The 18,288-nt window shown below is 61.7% G+C and carries 15 protein-coding genes; 6 read left to right on the top strand and 9 right to left on the bottom strand.

Features of this window, described 5'->3' with window-relative positions; translation table 11 throughout:
• Positions 1-376: 376 nt before the first annotated feature.
• Both AX756_RS22300 and AX756_RS22305 read right to left on the bottom strand, forming a co-directional pair.
• Positions 377-1,357, bottom strand: coding sequence for a CobW family GTP-binding protein (locus AX756_RS22300; RefSeq protein ID WP_197431115.1), 981 nt, complete (start codon positions 1,355-1,357; stop codon positions 377-379).
• Positions 1,358-1,365: 8 nt separating this feature from the next.
• Positions 1,366-2,886, bottom strand: a complete 1,521-nt coding sequence (locus tag AX756_RS22305; RefSeq protein ID WP_068317370.1) for an amidohydrolase family protein — start codon at positions 2,884-2,886, stop codon at positions 1,366-1,368.
• A 390-nt stretch (positions 2,887-3,276) separates the two neighbouring features.
• Between AX756_RS22305 and AX756_RS22310 the strand changes: the two genes are divergently transcribed.
• Both AX756_RS22310 and cls read left to right on the top strand, forming a co-directional pair.
• Positions 3,277-3,780 (top strand): DUF1269 domain-containing protein, encoded by a 504-nt coding sequence (locus AX756_RS22310; RefSeq protein ID WP_068317372.1) that lies wholly within the window; start codon positions 3,277-3,279, stop codon positions 3,778-3,780.
• Positions 3,781-3,863: 83 nt separating this feature from the next.
• The gene (cls, locus tag AX756_RS22315) at positions 3,864-5,294 is read left to right on the top strand and encodes a cardiolipin synthase (protein WP_068317375.1); all 1,431 of its coding nucleotides are present in this window, start codon (positions 3,864-3,866) and stop codon (positions 5,292-5,294) included.
• Between the two features lie 266 nt (positions 5,295-5,560).
• On the opposite strand, the gene AX756_RS22320 is transcribed toward cls, so the two are convergent.
• The 3 genes from AX756_RS22320 to AX756_RS22330 all read right to left on the bottom strand — a co-directional run bounded on the left by AX756_RS22320 (position 5,561) and on the right by AX756_RS22330 (position 8,375).
• The gene (locus AX756_RS22320) at positions 5,561-6,025 is read right to left on the bottom strand and encodes a DUF3237 domain-containing protein (RefSeq protein ID WP_068317378.1); all 465 of its coding nucleotides are present in this window, start codon (positions 6,023-6,025) and stop codon (positions 5,561-5,563) included.
• Positions 6,026-6,101: 76 nt separating this feature from the next.
• Positions 6,102-7,139 carry a TRAP transporter substrate-binding protein gene (locus AX756_RS22325; protein WP_068317380.1) on the bottom strand — a complete coding sequence of 346 codons (1,038 nt, stop codon included), beginning with the start codon at positions 7,137-7,139 and terminating at the stop codon, positions 6,102-6,104.
• A 45-nt stretch (positions 7,140-7,184) separates the two neighbouring features.
• The gene (locus AX756_RS22330; protein WP_068317382.1) at positions 7,185-8,375 is read right to left on the bottom strand and encodes a cytochrome P450; all 1,191 of its coding nucleotides are present in this window, start codon (positions 8,373-8,375) and stop codon (positions 7,185-7,187) included.
• A gap of 104 nt (positions 8,376-8,479) precedes the next feature.
• Here AX756_RS22330 and AX756_RS22335 point away from each other — a divergent pair, with 104 nt between their 5' ends.
• Entirely contained in the window at positions 8,480-9,445 is a 966-nt protein-coding gene (locus tag AX756_RS22335; RefSeq protein WP_068317386.1) for a LysR family transcriptional regulator, read from the top strand.
• Here the strand turns inward: AX756_RS22335 and AX756_RS22340 are convergent.
• Both AX756_RS22340 and AX756_RS22345 read right to left on the bottom strand, forming a co-directional pair.
• The gene (locus AX756_RS22340; protein WP_068317388.1) at positions 9,442-10,719 is read right to left on the bottom strand and encodes a flavin-dependent oxidoreductase; all 1,278 of its coding nucleotides are present in this window, start codon (positions 10,717-10,719) and stop codon (positions 9,442-9,444) included. The genes AX756_RS22335 and AX756_RS22340 overlap by 4 nt on opposite strands.
• 990 nt (positions 10,720-11,709) lie before the next feature.
• Positions 11,710-12,597 carry an AraC family transcriptional regulator gene (locus tag AX756_RS22345; protein WP_068317392.1) on the bottom strand — a complete coding sequence of 296 codons (888 nt, stop codon included), beginning with the start codon at positions 12,595-12,597 and terminating at the stop codon, positions 11,710-11,712.
• Between the two features lie 157 nt (positions 12,598-12,754).
• Between AX756_RS22345 and AX756_RS22350 the strand changes: the two genes are divergently transcribed.
• Positions 12,755-13,702: an SDR family oxidoreductase gene (locus AX756_RS22350; protein ID WP_068317396.1), complete on the top strand. Its 948-nt coding sequence runs from the start codon at positions 12,755-12,757 to the stop codon at positions 13,700-13,702.
• A 54-nt stretch (positions 13,703-13,756) separates the two neighbouring features.
• On the top strand, positions 13,757-14,257 hold the full coding sequence (locus tag AX756_RS22355) for a hypothetical protein (RefSeq protein WP_068317398.1): 501 nt from the start codon (positions 13,757-13,759) through the stop codon (positions 14,255-14,257).
• A 106-nt stretch (positions 14,258-14,363) separates the two neighbouring features.
• On the opposite strand, the gene AX756_RS22360 is transcribed toward AX756_RS22355, so the two are convergent.
• A complete protein-coding gene (locus AX756_RS22360) occupies positions 14,364-14,735 on the bottom strand; it encodes a TetR/AcrR family transcriptional regulator (protein ID WP_156461625.1) in 372 nt (123 codons plus the stop codon).
• Between the two features lie 262 nt (positions 14,736-14,997).
• Positions 14,998-15,711, bottom strand: coding sequence for a putative adhesin (locus AX756_RS22365; RefSeq protein ID WP_156461626.1), 714 nt, complete (start codon positions 15,709-15,711; stop codon positions 14,998-15,000).
• Positions 15,712-15,994: 283 nt separating this feature from the next.
• Here AX756_RS22365 and AX756_RS22370 point away from each other — a divergent pair, with 283 nt between their 5' ends.
• A complete protein-coding gene (locus AX756_RS22370; RefSeq protein ID WP_068317405.1) occupies positions 15,995-18,088 on the top strand; it encodes an FAD-dependent oxidoreductase in 2,094 nt (697 codons plus the stop codon).
• The last annotated feature ends 200 nt before the right edge of the window (positions 18,089-18,288 follow it).

Here is an 18,288-nt window from a genome sequence, read left to right on the forward strand (position 1 = left end):
CTCCAATCCGAAAAACGCTCAAGCGTCCCAAATTATCTGACGACGGACAGAAGAAATCGATCAGGCCATCGAGTGTCATTGCCCCCTAAAACTGGGCCACTACTTTGGCCGGGCAAGGGGGACGAGATGGCTCGGAAGCGGTATTCGGACGAGGACGTCCTGAAGCTGCTGCGTGAGATCGAACTGACGCTGTCGGATGGCAAGGACGCGCGAACGGCATGTCGTACAGTCGTGCCAAGAGCTCTTCGGTTTTCTGTCGCGTTCTTATGTCGGTCTGCGCACCGAAGCCGCACAGCGTGAGATCGCAAAGAAGGATGACAAGCGCAAAACACGGGCCAGGGTCCGGGCAGTCGAGACGGGGAACGAGGCGCACCTATCATCCATCAGAGGCGTCCTCAGTGAGATCATCGAGAGCATTACAGATCGCATGAGTGTTGCAGATGCCGCTTCGCGCAATGAACACCAGCCGTGTTTCGGGAACCTTATCACCCCAGGGTTGCTCGACGGACAGAACCGCCCGTCGTCCGACCATCTGCAACACGTGACGCCTGTCCGGTGTGTCCGCGGCGAAGATGAACCCCTTGGCCCGGAACACTTCTGGCGGGAGGTGGTTCAGAAGCTTACTCAACCGGGCCAGCCGGATCGGTCGGGGGCTGGTATAGCTCCAACTCTCGAAGGCCTCGTCATGGTGATGGTTATGGTTATGGTCCTGCGCATGGGCATCGGCCGCATCCGGCAAATCTCCCGCGTTCACGCCCAACAGGATCTCGACCGGCAGGCTACATTGCACAGCATCAAGGATCTGTGCCCCGGCATTGACTGAAACGATCCAGTCCCGCGTCTGTGTGAGCCTCTCGGGACCCACCAAATCCGTCTTGTTCAGGATGATCAGATCGCCCCCCGCGACCTGCTGGGTGGCAAGTTTGCGTTCCTGTTCGGGGATGCTCAATGCCTGTTCGGCATCGACCACTGTCAGGACACCATCGATCAGGATCAGGTTGCGGATGTCCGGTTGCAGAAACGTCCGGAACACGCTGTTCGGGTCTGCCACGCCGCTGGATTCAATCACGATGTGATCCGGACGCGCCGGCAGGTTCACCAGTTTCAGGACAGCCCCGATCAGGTCGGAGCGGATCGCGCAGCAAATGCAACCATTGGCAAGGCTGACCATCCCGTCGCCGACATCGGTCACCAGGTCGGCGTCGATGTTGATCGCGCCGAAATCGTTCACGATCACCGCGATGCGCCGGGAATGATCCGTGGTCAGGATGTGGTTGAGCAAGGTCGTCTTGCCGGCCCCGAGGAACCCGGCCACGATTGTGACCGGGACCGGGGGATATTTTACCGCGTTTTCCATTCCGTGCATCAATCGACGATCGGCGCGCGGATCGCCTGGCCGGGCATCGCTTCGGTGTCCAGTTGCTCATCCCGGATCAGAAAGGTGCCGTTGACCATCACGTGGTGCATGCCCTTCGACACCTTGACCGGGTTCTGGAAATCGGCCTGTTCCGACACGGTGTTCGGGTCGAAGACGATGATGTCGGCATCGGCGCCTTGTTGCATCCGGCCTTTGTTCTTCATCCCCGGAACCGTGTCTTGGAGAATCAATGCCGGGTTCAATGACGCATGGCGGATCGCGTCCATCCAGCTCATGACCCCCCGCTCCCGCACCCATTTGCGCAGGAACCGGCTGTAATTGCCACTGGCGCGCGGGTGATTGTTGAGACCTGCGGGAAGGGGCCAATCTCGGCCTTCATAGAAGCTTCCGTCCGCCGCGACATTCGGCAAGCCGTCGGTACAGATCGCGGTACCGGGATACATGACAGACATGTCCAACAGACTGGCATCATGCGGGTTGTCGTCTTCACGCAGGAAATGGACGACGACAGAGTCGCCCGGGTTTGCCTCGCGCGCGGTGACGAACTCTTCCTTGGAGCCAAAGTCGTGCATGTTCTTGACCAGGGTGAAGTCCGACCACTCGATCCCCATGCGATCCTCGACATCCCTCGGGTCGAACTCTGCCGCCCCGATCGCCGAGTTTCCTGCGCCATAGACATAGGCCTCGGTGGTCACCGGCAAGCCCGCGTGTTGCGCCTGTCTGACCACATCGACGATGATCGGGATGTCCCGCAAGCTGGTGGAATTCCAATGACATATATGGGTGTGGGCGCCCGTTGCGCCGGCCAACCCGATCAGCTCGATCACATTTCGCACGCCGGAGTTCGGGTCGAGCATCGAGAGGTTCTGAATATGCGTATAGGTCGGGCGCTCGTATTTCTTGGCCAATTTCCAGATTTCCCGGCATTCCTTCAGCCCCGCCCCGGGGGCATAGCCCCACGCAAATCCGATGCCGATCCCGCCTTCCTTCAGCCCCTGCTCCACGAGATCCAGGATCCCTTGGAGCTCATCTCCGTGAGCCGGATTTTCGACCCACGCCGTCGCATCGAAATTGCCCAGCGTGTAGGTGATCGTGGGTACAGGCTTCCCGTTCACCGCCTTTTCGGGGCTGAGCGTGACCGTGCGGGCGACCAGCCAGCCGGCCGAGACACCATAGTTGATCGGACGGCCTTCCGCAGCGCAAGTGTCGTAGAATTCGCCTACTGGCAACATCCCTGCTTCCAGTTCGAGCGCCGTGGTCAAACCATCGAAGGCCTGCATTCGGTTGCTGGCGATATTCATGCAGTGGGCGTGCAGGTCGATGAAGCCGGGCGAAACGATCTTGCCGGTGGCGTCGACCACCTCCCTGCCCTCCAGTGGCTCGGCGGAGATTGCAGCGATTTTCCCGCCGTTGATCCCGACATTGAACGTCCCGTCCATGTAGGTCTCGGGGTCGATCACCCGCCCGTTGGCGAGCACGATGTCATAGGTCTGAGCGCTGGTGTTCATTGCTTCGGTCCTCCCATCGGCCCATTCAACCCGCGACGTTGCTCAAATGCCCGACGAAGGCGCGGCCGGTTGGCTCCAGATACGAAGTCATTGCCACAGCGCGCAGAAGCTTTCTGGCCATCTCGCGCCAAGCAGAATGGGTTCAGTGAGAGGCGACGATCAAACCGCGTGGCACTGATTGACGCGGTGCCCTCGGACTGAAAGGCCGGGCGTTTTTCGTGAGAGGACTGCACCGGGAATCTGCTCAATTCGCTTGTTGGCTGGACGATGGCATGCAGAGGCCAGAACGGGCTCCGATCATGTGCAACAAGAGAGCACGGCAGGGCGCTCACGCTTCAGGTGCGAGCGCCTCGACGGCAGTGATGCAGGCTGCATGGGAGAGGAAGAGAAATGTACGGATTTGTTGCCGTCGTTTTTGACGGTCACAGGACGGCCCGCAAGGCACTCGACGCCCTGGCCGACCATGATCCTGCGGGCATTTGGGTCGAGGATCTGGCTGTGCTTTCTAGGGGTAAGCTCGGGGTCACGCATATCCACAGCACCTGGGCCCAGGACGACAGCGATGTCGGGGCCGGCGGAAAGTGGGGCCTGATCACGGGCGGGCTGATCGGGCTTCTGTTCGGACCCGGGGGCGCGATGGCGGGGGCCGCACTTGGTGGATCGCTGGGCGCCATGGGCGGTGCAACAAAGGAGATGATGCTGGAGGATCCGCGCCTTGATGAACTCGCGGTTGCCCTGGTCAAGGACAGCTCGGCGCTCGTCCTCGTCGGTGAAAGGTCGACGCTTGCCGACTTCCTGTATGCCGTCGAACCGCTGCGCGGGAAGGTCTTCAAAGGCGACCTTTCGGAGGCCACCATCCATGCGCTGCGAAAGGGTTTGAAGGCCGTCGCGTGACGCCTGCCTTTCGGATCAGGTAGAGCATAGTGTGAGGTCCGGCCCGAAGTGCTCCACCTGGGCCGACAGAAGAGGAGAAACAAATGCTTCTGGCCATCCTTGGAAGCCTGATCGTTGCAGCCTGCATCGTCCGGGTGCTGCTGCGCCCGAACCGGGACCCTGCATCGCGCATGGCGTGGATCGTCGTGGTCCTGGCGTTGCCGATCATCGGGGTCATCGCCTATCTCCTGCTTGGCGAGACAAGCATCGGCCGCAAGCGTATTGCTCGGCTGAACCGGATTGCCGAAGGCTTGCCGGTCCCCGACGAGACCCCCGGCTGGGACACATTGGACCCGCCGCCACCGATCCCGGACCGATACGACCAACTCTTCAACGTCGGCCGCTCGATCAGCGGTTATGCCCCTGTAGGTGGCAACCGAGCTCGACTGATGAAGGATTCCGACGCCGCCATCGACGAGATGGTCGCCGATGTTGATGCCGCCACCGACCATGTGCATCTGATGTTCTATATCTGGCTGCCGGACAATAACGGCCTGAAGATGATCGAGGCGCTGAAACGCGCGGCTGCACGGGGCGTGACCTGCCGCGCGATGGTGGACGATCTTGGCTCGCGCGCATTGATCAAGAGTTCTTATTGGACGGAGATGGGCGATGCCGGCATCAAGCTGGCCCGTGCACTCAAGATCGGGAATCCGCTGGTGCGGGTCTTCGACGGGCGGATCGATCTGCGGGACCACCGCAAGATCCTCGTGATCGACAATCGTGTCACCTATTGCGGCAGCCAGAACTGCGCCGATCCCGCCTTTCTTCCCAAAGCCAAATACGCGCCCTGGGTAGATGCTGTGATGCGGTTCGAAGGGCCGATCGTGCGTCAAAACCAGCACCTCTTCGCCAGCGACTGGATGGCGAATTACGACGAGGATCTCAGCGAGGTACTGCGGGAACCGTTGGAGCCGCAATCGCCTGGGTTTTCGGCGCAGGTCGTCGCCAGCGGGCCGACGGTCCGGCATTCAGCCATGCCCGAAATGTTCGAGAGCCTGATGTATTCCGCGCGCCGGGAGCTGGTCATAACCACCCCGTATTACGTGCCGAACGAAGCGATCCAGGCCGGGCTCTGCGCGGCGGCCAATCGCGGCGTGCAGGTGTCGATTGTCTTTCCCGCCCGAAACGACGATTTCGCGGTCGGCGCGACCAGCCGGTCGTATTACGAGGATCTGCTGACGGCGGGCGTCGAAATCCACGAGTACCAGCCTGGCCTGCTGCACACGAAATCCGTGACGGTGGATGGCGAGGTCACCCTGATCGGATCCGCCAACATGGACAAGCGGAGTTTCGACCTGAACTACGAGAACAATATCCTTCTGCACGACAGGGCTATGACGGCCGAAATGCGGGCCCGGCAGGATGCCTATATCGCCGACAGCAGGCCCGTGACCCTGGCCGAAGCCCAGGCCTGGCCATGGACCAGGCGGCTCTGGAACAATGCGATGTCCATCGTTGGGCCACTTCTCTGATCGGGTGATCCTTCTCGTGTCAGACCAGGGCTTTGCCCCCGCCAAACCTTCAGCGGTATCTGACGTCAGCACCTGAGGTACAGATTTGAGGATTTGGACAACGGAAGATTCTGGTTCATCGAAGCCTTTAAGGAGCGCAGATGAGCAAGAAACCCGGAACGTCGGAAGATGCCGCTGACAAGCTTCTCAGAGGCATCAAGCGAAAGACGAGCAAGCATTGCTCGACGGGGCTCCGATGATGTCATACTTCGCACCGGGCTCCGCGTTCACTCAACCTTGTAGAAGGCGATCTCCACGGAGGACGCCCGGCGGATACCCGCGCCTGCAAAGAGGGTGTGATTGACCCAGCCATATCGTTCGTCACCCGTTTCAAGCCGGGCCGCGGTCCGCATGTAGTAGCTGGCCGGATCGACATCCTCTCCGGCGGCAAGGCGAGCAATCACCTCGGGAGATCCGTGCCGTGCGCCGACATTGACCACTTCAATGACCGCGCCGTCCTCCGTTTCCAGTGCATAGCGGGTGTCGAGATGGGCAGCGCCGTCGGCAAACACGGTTTGCCAGTCCGCCCCAAGGTTCAGGACCTTGCCGACAATGTCGGGCCCTAGGGCCGCTCCGCCAACGATCGGGATGATGCGCCGCTGTCCGGCACGACCGGCACCCATTTCGATCGGCGCGGCAAGGTCCACCCGCAGCGTGAAGGAATAGGTCAGCACCGGCACTGGAATCTGCATGTCCGAGTCTTCCGCATAGCTGTCAGGTTAGAGATGAACGGGCGACACATGCCGCCCGCCACCTGGTTCGGCAGTCTCAGCCGCCGTTCTTCTTAATCAGCGCTTTCGCGTCCGAGATCAGCTGTTTGCCGTCTATGCCGGCCTCTTCCATTTCGGCAACCCAGCGGTCGATCACCGGTTGCGCCTTCTCCTTGAACCGCGCGACCTCCTCTTCCGGCAACTGGATGATGTTGTTGCCTGCCTTCTCGGCAATGGCACGCCCCGGCGCGTCGTTTTCCCACATAACCTCGGCCGCGAATTTCGACAGGTTCAGGCCGGATTCCGCGTCGATTGCCGCGCGGATATCGTCCGGCAGGCTCTCGTATTTCGCCTTGTTCATCACGAGGACGATGGTCGCCGTGTAAAGCGCTTCGTCTCCGGTGAACTCGGTGTGGTTGGTCACGAGTTCGGTAAGCTTGATCGCCGGTGTGACCTCCCAAGGGATCACGGTGCCGGACACCACGTTCTTGGAAAGAGCTTCGGGAATCGCGGGCAGCGGCAAACCGACAGGTGTCGCACCGAGTTCATTGAGCAGGTCGTTGATCACCCGTGTCGGGCCGCGCACCTTCAGCCCTTCCATGTCCTCGACGGTCTCGATGGGCCGGCTGGCATGGATCACGCCGGGTCCATGCACCCAGGCGCCGAGGACCTTCACGTCCTTGTATTCGTTCGCTTGCAGGTCGGCCTCGACCATCTCCTGGTAGGCCATCGAAGTGGCCACCGGATCGGTCATCATGAATGGCAGCTCGAACACCTCGGTACGAGGGAAGCGGCCGGGTGTGTAGCCCACAACCGTCATGATGATATCGGCCACACCGTCGATGGCCTGATCCATCAGCTCCGGTGGTTTGCCGCCAAGCGACATCGCATCGAAATGCTCGATCTTCACCTTGCCGCCCGAGGCCTCCTCGACCCGGCTCGCCCAGGGTTTCAGGATGTGTTTGGGCACCGTCGCCGGTGGCGGCAGGAACTGGTGCAGGCGGAGCGTGACCTCCTGTGCGGCGGCCAGCCCCGGCAGGAGACTGGTGGCCAGCGCAGCGGCGGTGGCGGATGCAATCAGGCTGCGTCGGATCATGTGTTTTTTCCTCCCATTCGCGCAGTTATTCTTCTTGTTCGTTGTTCAGTTCAGCGTGACCGGCAGGCTGAGCGGCCCGCGGAAGCCAAAGCCCCAGAACTTCACCTGTGCCGGGTCCGGCAAGCTCATGTTCGGAAACCGGTCGAACAGCATCGGCAGGACGATACCCGCAAGCATCCGACGTGCGATATGCGTGCCCTGGCAGAAGTGCGGGCCGTTTCCGAAAGCCTGGTGCGGGGTCTTCGGCCTGAAAATGTTGTAGTCTTCCGGACTGTCGTACAGCTCCTCGTCGTGGCAGGCCGAGGCCTGCACCGTCATCACCACTTCGCCCCTTGCAATCGCGTGGCCTCGGATTTCGGTATCTTCCGTGACAAGGCGCGAGCTGGCCTGGATCGGCGCCACCCAGCGGACACCCTCCTCGAACGCGGCCGTCCACATCGCGTCGGCCTTGCAGGCCTCGAGCTGATCGGGATTGGTGAAAAGCCCGTAGAGGATGGTCAGCAAGGCATCGCGCGGTTCGTTGATGCCGCCGCCGATGGCAATCTTCACATTGGCATAGATCTGGCTGGTCTCAATCGGATCGTCCACATTGACCATGGCAGAGAGGGCGGACAAATCGGGGGCCGCACGCACCCGTTCAACGCATGCGTCGAACAGCGCGTTCATCTCGGCATTGGCTTTGTCAGAGCGTTCGTAAATTTCCGGCACATTACCGAAATTCCCCGCCCCGTCGATCAGCGCCTGCGACCAGCGGATCATCTCGTCATCTGTCGCCTCTGGAATACCCAGAAGATGGGTCAGGCAGCGCGCGGCATAGGGCGCGGCCAGCGCCGTGAAAAGGTCCACCGTCTCGCCGCGCGGCAGGCGCCCAATATACTCCTCCGCGACCCTCGTGTAGATCTCCTGCCAACAACCCTGAATATTGCGCGGCGAAAAGGCTGGCGCCATGGCGTCGCGTTCCCGCTTATGCGCCGCGCCGTCCTTGCGCATCAGCGTATGGGCCTGAAAGGCGCGTTTCATCGGGGTGCGCGGGTCGTCGGAGCTGAATTTCTGCCAGTTATCCTTGACGTATTTCGTATCGGCAGCCTTGGTCAGCAGGATCCGGTTGACGCTCGGAACCCGCAGGACCGGCGCATCGGCCCGCAGGCGCCGATAGATCGTATAGGGGGCCTCGGTGAGTTGCGCGATCGTGATGCTGCCGTCGACGGGAACGTCCGACAAGGTGGCTTCGTGCATCCATCTCCTCCTTCAGATGCGTCGAAAGACCGTAGCCATGTCCTCTTTATTGAACAATCCGATGGAATTGATAATGTGAATCGAAAATTTCGATAGGTTAACCCGTGCCCTTCGAACTGCCGAATCTCGATTTTGCGTCCCTCCGGACCTTGCGGCTCGTCCATGAATTGGGCAGCTTCTCCCGGGCCGCCGAAACGCTCGGTCTGGCCCAGTCGACGGTCAGCTACACGCTGGCGCGTCTGCGCGAGGCCTTTGACGATCCGCTTTTCGTGCGGCAGGGGCAGGGCATCGTGCCGACGACGCGCTGTTCCGAGATCGTCGCGCAGGCGGGCGAGTTGTTGGATCGGTTCGAGGAGCTTGCTGCGCCGCGGGACTTCGAACCGGCGGTCGCCTCGCTCGAAATCGGCATCAGTTGCAACTATTACGAGCGGGTCACCATCCTTCCGCAGATCGTCCGTGTGCTTCGGTGCGAGGCACCCGGCATCAGGCTGAAGGTGATTTCCTCGACAGTTCAGGGCAAGGGGCAGCTCACGCGATCGCAGAGCGACATCCTGCTCGGGGCAGTCCAGATTCAGGAAGCAGGCTATTTCAGGCGATCCCTATTCAAGGAAGACTATGTCTGCATCATGGACCCGCAGAACCCGCTGGCGCAGGCCCCTCTCGATCTGGAAAGCTTTGTCAGGGCACCGCAGGTCATCGTCAATTACGGTGACGGGTATCGGGCGCGCTTTCTGGTGGAGATGGAAACTGCGGGCTACCAGCCCAACACGGCGATGGAGGTTCCAAGCCCGGCGAGCATGGACCGGATATTGCTGGGAACCGACCTGATCGCAACGGTGCCAAGGCGCATCGCGCAGACGTACCAAGGCGATGTGGCCTCGGTCGCCTGCCCCGTTTCGGCCGAGATTCCCATCGACATGTTCTGGACCGCCCGGACGCACAGCTCGGCGCCGCATGTCTGGCTGCGGTCGCTCATCGCCACGGTGTCCGGCAGAGAGGCGGAGAGCCTGCAGGACGCAAGGTCCAGCGACACCGAAGACACGCACGCCTTTCCGGATCAGTCCTTTTAATCCACGCAGGCGCCAGCGGGAATCGTCGGCGATGACGCGTTCAGTTTCTCGATGGCGAAGCCAGCCGCGGCCTTGTAGGCAGCCATGAATTCCGCCCGCTCGTCCGGTGGAACGACATCATCGATATGCTCGAATTCGCCGCCGCATCGTTCATCGACAACATTCAGCAACCCGAACGGCCCGGCGCCCCGGTTGCGCAGGATCAGTTCGGACACCGGCCCGCATAGCTCGGAATCATAGGCCGCCAGCGCGTCCTGCGTCACGCCATGCGCAACCATCTTTGCCCCCAGAACGCGCGCATCGATGATCGCCTGGCTGGCACCGTTCGATCCGGTCGGATACATGGCATGGGCCGCGTCCCCGAGGAGCGCGACACCACCGTCGTGCCATGTCGGCACCGGATCCCGGTCGATCATCGGGTTCTCATAGGCGAGGTCGGCATTTCGCAGGAGTTCGGGAACGTCGAGCCAGTCCCATGTCCACCCTTCGAACTGACCGATGAAGTCGTTGACCTCGACGGGCTTGAACCAACCGCTCTCGCGCTCCGGCGGGTCGTCATAGGTGACTTCGGCAATCCAGTTGATGACCGCGGTCCCATCCGCGTCCGGATGCGAGATCGGATAGATGACCATCCGGTGCCGATGCGTTCCAAGCCCGACGAAGGATGAACCGGTCCGGATCGCAGGAGCGCGGGTCGTGCCCCGCCACATCACCGCGCCACCCCAGTGGATCGGCGGCTGGCCGGGATGCATCTGGGCGCGGATCGCGGAGTGAATGCCGTCCGCTCCGATCAGCAGTTTGCCATGTTCCTCGGTCCGGCTGCCATCTGCCAGCGTGATCAGGCAGGCAACCGTCCCGCCCGGATTGTTGCGGTAGCCCGCTACCCGGGAACCGAGACGCACCGCATCGTCCCCGCAGCGCTCAATCAGCTTGCGATGCAGCAGCATGTGGAAGCGGCCCCGATGCACCGCGTATTGCGGCCAGTTGTACCCGGCTTCGAGGCCGCGTGGCTCGGAATAAATGTCGTTCCCGTTGAGCCCGACAAGCGCCCATTCCTTCGCGGGCACGCCGACGCCGTCCAGTTCTTCGAGTGAAATACCGAGATCCAGAAGCTCCCGCACGGCATTGGGCTGAATATTGATGCCCACACCCAGCGGCTTCAGTTCCGGGACCGCTTCGAACACGACCGGTTTGACACCGATCTGTTCAAGCGTCAGCGCCAACGAAAGGCCCCCAATCCCGCCCCCCGCGATCAAGACCACCGGTTTTCCCATCTTCTCTGCGTCCTCCCAACCATGCTGCGCGTATGATCCGGGCATCCAAGTCCGACGGCAAATGCACCACTGCGTAGCTTGCGATTTTTCAGTCTATTGCGCTTCCGAGCGGAAATGAACCGCTGAACCTCCGCCATTGGCACGCTCTCCCGGATGAAAACCTTCCGTGGAACGCTTCCAGCGCAGCGCCGGTCATCCCGCCTTCCCAAGTGGTTCCGGAGCATCCGCTTAGCCTGCGGCCTCTGAGTCGCCTCGCGGATGCCGCCCGCTGACAGGCTTATCGCAGGGTCACCCGAGTTCACCACATGGAACATAGCAGGACGTGAGCGCATGTACTGCGAGACTTGGCGTTCCACCCCAGGCAAGTGGTAGATCCAATACGGAGAGTGGGAATACTGCCGCAGACTGGAATGAAATTTGATTGTTTCGGAAGTCGGCGGCAAGGAATTCGAGGTTAGAGCAGGCGACACCTTTGTTATTCGTCGGGCTTTTCGGGCACCTGGGAAGCTATCGAAACGACTACCAAGGAGTACGTTATCCGACTTTGGTCGGATCGACAGATTGCAGGAACTGACCAAGGCAACTCGGCCGTGAGCCGATCTTGGGCAAGATGGCCTGACGCCGCGACGCGCGTAAGCGTCCGTTCGCTGCCGGTGCATTGCCGGAACCTGCAAGGAAACAATGCGCGGACCTGCGTTGATCCTTGGCTAGGCGACAAGTGTGGCTGTCCCCTGCGAACAATCGGGAATGTCGGGTGAGCCACCACCGGAGTTGCCCCGAAGCGGCCAGGCCCGAAGTCTTGTTTCTGGCGGGCCACGGTCGGTTTTCACCAGCAATGCGAGCTTCCTCGATCGGGACCAGGGCAGGAGCGACGGAAACCGGCCAATCACGGAATGTGGTCATGCTCAGCGCTGTCTGGGGCAGATGCAAGCAGATCGAAATGAGTTCGGGACCACGGCCCGCTCAACCTCGTCTGTGCCATTCAGCCCATCACACCAAACCCGCCGGCAGTTGGTGCCTGTCGCTCCATTGCCTTGGCGACAGGCCATACATCCGCTTGAACTCCCGGCTGAATTGCGAGGCGCTGACGTAGCCGACATCCATCGCGGCCTCTGAAACGGTCATGCCACCTGCGATCTTCATCGCGGCGTTGTTCAGGCGCATGGATTTCACGAACTGGATGGGCGACATGGTGGTTGCCTGCTTGAATTTGCGATGGAACACGGCCCGGCTCATGCCGGCGCGGTTCGCCATGTCGTCGATGGATACCTGTTCGTCCAGCCTGGACGACACATGCGCGATGGACCGCGCGATGGCGTTGCCGGGGCCAAAGGCCTGCCGGGCAAACGGACCGGCCTCGCCCTTCAGAATGGCATAGTGGAGCTCTCGCAGCCGCGCATCGCCCAGGACGGCGGTGTCCGTCGGGCTATCCCCCAGCCGCACCAACCGTAGGAGTGCGTCAAGGAAACCGTCGTCCCAGCGCGCGAGCCTTATGCCTCGGGCGCTTCCTTCGGTTGTTGACATGCGGCTGCCTGTGGCCTCCATCTCGATGGCCAATTCGGTCATCAGCCGTTGGTCGAGCGCGATATAGACGCCGTAGAGCGGGTTCTCCGGAGAGACCGTGGGCGTCCCGGCCTCTACCGGCATGGACATCGGACAGCACAGGTATTCACTGCTGTCATAGACGTAGCGCTGCCCGTCCAGAACGGTCTCCTTGCCTCCGCTGACGATGGCAATGACGCAGGGTTCATAGACCGCCGGGGCGCAGGGCACCGCCTCTGTCGCGCGGAACAACTGAACGCCCTTGATGCCGGTCTGGATCATGCCGTCCCTTGGCATCCGGGTCTCGATGATCTGCCTGATGGTGTTCTTGCTCATGGCTTTTCTATAATCCATCGGGACGTCATATCGCAATGTCACTGAGACAATCAGGCAAGTATTCGCGAGGATCACGCCTGTTTTGCACGCGCCATGAGATCTATCTCCCCTTTCAACAATGCCGCCAAGCGGCGCGATCAACGGAAGGATCAGACACATGGCAGACACGACCTTTGGACCCAAAGGATGGACACCCGACCGCCTCGCCTCTCTCACCGGCAAGACCTATGTCATCACCGGCGCGAATGCGGGCGCGGGTTTCCAGGCGGCGCGCATCCTGCTGACCCGTGGCGCGAAGGTGGTGATGCTGAACCGGAGCGTCGAACGGTCGACCGCAGCCATCCAGGACCTAAAGCGGGAATTTGGCGCGCAGGCCGACGTCAGCTTTGTCCGCATGGACCTGTCGGATCTGTCCAGCGTGCGTGCCGCCGCGAATGAGATCCTGAACACTGTCCCGCGTATCGACGCGCTGATCTGCAATGCCGCCATCGCCCAGGTGCCGTCGCGCCAGCTGACCGTGGACGGGTTCGAAAGCCAGCTGGGCACCAACCATTATGGCCACTTCGTTCTGTGCGGGATGCTGTTCGACCGTATCGAAGCATCGCAAGGCCGCATCGTCGTGGTCGCCAGCCTCGGCTACAAGATGGGTCTGCGCACCATCAAGTTCGACGACATGAACTGGGAAAAGGACTACAGCGCAAACACCGCCTACAGCCAGAGCAAACTGGCGCAAATGATGTTCGCCTATGAGCTTCAGGACAGGCTCAAGGCTGCCTCCCGCAAGGTTGAGGTCTACGTTTGCCACCCCGGCTCTTCCGCCACGTCGCTGATCAGCACCAGCGGCGGCTTGCTGACGCGGATCTCATGGTGGCTGATGACCAAGACTCCCATGGTGCAGACCGCCGAACAGGGCGCCTATCCCGAGGTCATGTGCGCCACCGAAACCGGGCTGGAACAGCGCGCGCTTTACGGCCCCACCGGGCGGATGGAATTCGTGGGTCCCGTGGGCCGTGGCACGCTGCAGCCGCACGCGCACGACAAATCCGTCATGACCCGCCTTTGGGACGTCTCCGAGCAGGCCACCGGCTTCACCTGGGCAGTGTGACGGCCAGGTTTTTCACAAGGGCAGCCCCCTCCAACAACGGATCAGGTAACGGATATGGACATCCTCAAGGCCTCAACGGACTGGGCCAAGGCCGAAATGCTCTCCAACAGCGCCTTCCTCTTATTCGGGGCGCTGTTTCTGGCGGCGAGTATCGCGTTTTGGCAGGTCGGTCGCACAGATATGGCACGCGCCTACGTGATGCCGACGCTGGTATCGGGCGTCCTGCTGCTTATTCTCGGCACTGGCCTGCTTTACGGGACATGGAACACCCTGGCAGGCTACGGCCCGGCCGTCGCACAGGACGCACCCGCCTTTGTCGCGTCCGAGATCACGCGCGCCGACAGGACCATTGCGCAATACGGCACGGCGGTGTTCAAGGTCATACCACTTTTGATCGTCGTCGCAGCCGCACTGATCATCGTGCTGAATGGCCCCGCATGGCGCGCAGGTTTGATCACCACCATCGCTTTCCTCAGTATCGTCATGTTAGTCGACAGCAACGCCAGCGGGCGGCTGGAAGCCTACCGGCAGCAACTGGCAGCAACATCACGATAAGACACTCCCCTCCGAACCGAAAAAGGCTCAACTTGTCCCACCCAAGGAGAAACACCGGCCCTCGGCTCAAAGCGTTGTGCGGGGCATGCCTGCCGTTGGTTCCGGACTATTCCCTCGTTATGCGCAAGGCACGCGCCATAGACTGGGCGTGCCCTTCCACTGCGTGACCATGCAAGGGCCAGGTCTTGGTCAACCCCTCGATGATCAGCAAGAGCGCGTTCTCGGCCTCTGGCAGATCAGCCGCCTCGCTGGCCTTGCGCGCAACCTCGGCCTTGTGTCGCGTGAGTAATTCGCGCAGCCGCGCGCTACCGGGATCGGCAGCCACTGCCGCGTGGAACAGGCAACCGTGCGAGGTTTCGGTCGCCATCCTGTCGCTGATCCGGTCAAGCAGTGCATCCAGCGCGGCGTCGGGATCAGGTGGCAGATCATCGAAGGCGGGCGCGAGATAGCATTGATGACGGTGTTTGAACGCAGCCATGACCATCTCTGCTCGCGACGGCAGATATTTGTATCAGCGGCCGGGCGTTCCTCGCCGATTTGCCCGCCGACGGTCGCAAAATGGCCGTCAACCTCGCTGTCCGTCGTCTTAGTGTGCAGAGACGAACCTCATTGTCGGACGATGGTCTTTGCAGAACGGCTTCCTGGGCAGGAGCGACGCTGTCCACGGGCGGTTTCAAGCTTGGGTCCATGGGCGCAAGTGCTGCAGAGCCGCCGCCCAGCCCTGCCCTAAGAGGACGGAATCAGGCGAACGCTCTCTTGGACAGCGCGGCGAGAACGCCATCGTAAACCGGATCCTCAAGGTCAAAATGCGAATTGTCTGCCTCGATCACGCGGCAGGCGCTCCAGTGGATCGTTGCATTCGGCGTCGCCCGGATGATCGTATTGCAGATCGCCGAAAGCCGCACACCCTGGTCATTGTTCGAAGTCTGAATATAGCGCTCGTTCGCCTGCGACCGCATACCGAGATTCAGGTAAAGCCCGGAGCGATGATTGAATAGCCGGTAGTCCCAGCACTGTTGCCCGGTCCGACGAGTACGCGCGCCTCCGGGCGCAGCGCCACCGTTCACGATCTGATCGACGGCCTTGCCGCGCTCATTGCCCAGCGGATCGCCATCGCGACAATAGAACTTGATGGTAATGCCGTTCGGGATCGTGAACTTGCCGTCCGAGGTCCAACGGGCTCCGTGACCGCCGCACACATAGTCGACATTTCCAAACAGTTTTGACTTGATCTCATTAACGCCCATTTGGCTTTCCTTTCCTGAAATCTCTTGTTCGACAATTCTTGAATTGAGCACTGCCCAATCAACAGACATCCCCAAGTAGAACGCCTTCTGTTGAATGTTGCTTGCGTTTTGCGCACCGATCAAGCCTCTTGGCCGCGCCGCGCAGGGTTCAGGCACACCGGTCAATAACCTCCGGCCCCGCCCACGGATACCGATTTCGCCTTTCACGAGAGCGGGTTCATTTCCGCTACGTCACGCACCTGAGGGGCAGAATTATGTACCGTTTCGTTCCGGCGCGCGGTGCCGGTTTCCTTGCGGCCGGCCCGACCCTGGCTCGCGCTGTTGCGCTGTCCAGGAACCCGCAAGGGGCGCGTGCCGGGCATCCCTGTCCAGAACATTTTGCCGGTTCCAGAGAGGGTTTCAATTTGTCGGCGATGTAAGGGGCTGGACTTCGGCGCAAAAGCCCGGAACCTGCCACTCACCCAGAATGACAAGAGACAGGGCATCGGCCATGACGACCAAAGTCTCCCAGGAAACCCTCGACGCCCTGACGGATGTCGAAATGCCCCGGCTTGCTCCGGAACCGGCCTTTCCAGATGCACTGGAGACGGGCGGCGATCGGATACCGGTCCTCGGTTGCGGCTGCGTGGTGATCGGCAGTGGCGCGGCGGGGCTGCGCGCGGCTGTGGAGTTGAAACGGCGTGGTGTCAACGTGGTGATCATCAGCCAGAGCGCCTGGGGCGGCACCTCCGCCTGCTCTGGATCTGACAAGCAGACGCTGCACACGGCCAACACAGCCGACCAGGGCGACGACTACAAGGCTATGGGCCGCGCGCTCCGCGCCGGCGGCGCGATGGACGAGGACACCGCCTATATCGAGGCCGTGGGCTCGGGCCGGGCGATGGCATCGTTGCAATATCTCGGCCTGCCGCTGCCGCAGAACGAATTGGGCGGCACCCTCCGCTACCAGACCGATCACGACGAGGTCGGCCGTGCCACCAGTTGCGGGCCGCGCACCTCCCGGCTGATGGTGAAGGTCCTGGCGCAGGAGGCCATCCGGCTGGGCGTCCCGATCTTCAACCAGACGACCGGGCTGCGCATCCTGACCGACGGTACGGGCAAGGAGCGGCGGGTGACGGGCCTGCTGGCGATCCGGCCGAAGGATCGGAGCGAGACGAACCGTTTCGGACTGGCTGCCTTCCAGTGCGGCGCGTTGGTGCTGGCGGCGGGCGGACCGGGAGAGCTTTACCGCGACAGCGTATTCCCGAATGGCTGCTTCGGTTCCCTCGGCATGGCGCTGGAGGCCGGAATCGAAGCGACCAACATCACCGAAGCGCAATTTGGGATCAGTACCCGGCGCGAGGGCTTCCCGTGGAACCTTTCTGGCACCTATGTTCAGGTGATCCCGCATATCTACTCGGTGGATGCGGCAGGGACCGAGCGGCATTTCCTTGCTGACTACTACCGCACGACGCAGGAACTGGCCTCGAACGTGTTCCGCAAGGGCTACCAATGGCCCTTCCACGCCGGCCGGATGCTGGATTTCAAGTCCAGCCTCGTGGACCTGGCGATCCATCGCGAAACGGAGGCCGGCCGGCGCGTGTTCATGGACTTCAATCGCAACCCGCTGCCAGTCCCCGGAGACCGGCCGTTCAGTCTCGATCGGCTGGACGAGGATGCCAGCCTCTATCTGCGCAACGCGGGAGCGGACCAGGTTCTGCCCATCGATCGGCTGCGCCACATGAACCCGCTCGCGATCGAACTATACCGCCGCTACAAGGTCGACATCGCGACCGACCCGCTCGAATTCTCGGTGAACAACCAGCATATGAATGGCGGGGTGAAGGTCGACATCTGGGGGCAGAGCAATCTTGCCGGCGTCTATGCCGTGGGCGAGGCGGCCGGCACGCATGGGGTGACGCGCCCGGGTGGCTCGGCCCTGAATGCGGGGCAAGTCTTCGGGACCCGCGTCGCCGAACATATTGCCGCCAGCGGCAAGGCGCGCGAGGTAGCCCAGGACGACATCTCTGCGAGCCTGGCGGCAGCCGTTTCGGCAATCAGAAACCTGGTGCAAAAGGATAGCCCCCATTCGGTGCACTCGCTCCGGCAGGATATCCAGACGCGGATGAGCGACAGGGCCGGCATCATCTGCAAACCCTCCGAGGTGAAAGTGGCACGCGACGAAGCGCGCGCGCTGAACGCGGCGATCCGTAAACGGGGAATAGCCACCGGCCGGCCCTCGGAGGTGGCGCGCGTCGTGCAGTGGCAGCAGATGGCGCTGGTGTCCGAAGCGGTCCTGTCCGCGCTGGATCACTTCATTGATCAGGGCGGCGGAAGCCGGGGCGCGCGGGCGATCTGCGATCCGAACGGCGAGGCATTGCCGATGTCGAAGAACGGGCCTCTGAGCGCCTATCGTTTTCGCACAGAAAAGACCGCGCATAAGGCAGAACAGATCATCGTCCGCATGGTCGGGGAAAGGCTGGAGATTTCAACACGCCAGAACAGGCCGTTCGACGGAGCCGCGAGATCCTTCTTCGAGCGGGATTGGCCGAACTGGCTGAATGGTGCGATCTACACGGAGCGAGCGCAGGGACCGGATAGGTAGGACAGAGACCGAAACCACGTCCGAAGCCGGCTCGAGGCGAAGATGCGTTTTCTCACGCGCATGCCCGACTTGTGTTGCCCCGCTTCGGGCACAGCCATGAGCGCGTTGGCCTGCCAAGGACCAACCATCCTGCACTCCGAGGTCACACACCATGGCGCGACCACTTCGACCACCAGTATTGCTTGCCTTTGTATCGGCTT

This window comes from Aliiruegeria sabulilitoris (assembly GCF_001558155.1).
In the GTDB taxonomy this organism is placed as follows: Bacteria; Pseudomonadota; Alphaproteobacteria; order Rhodobacterales; family Rhodobacteraceae; genus Tropicimonas; species Tropicimonas sabulilitoris.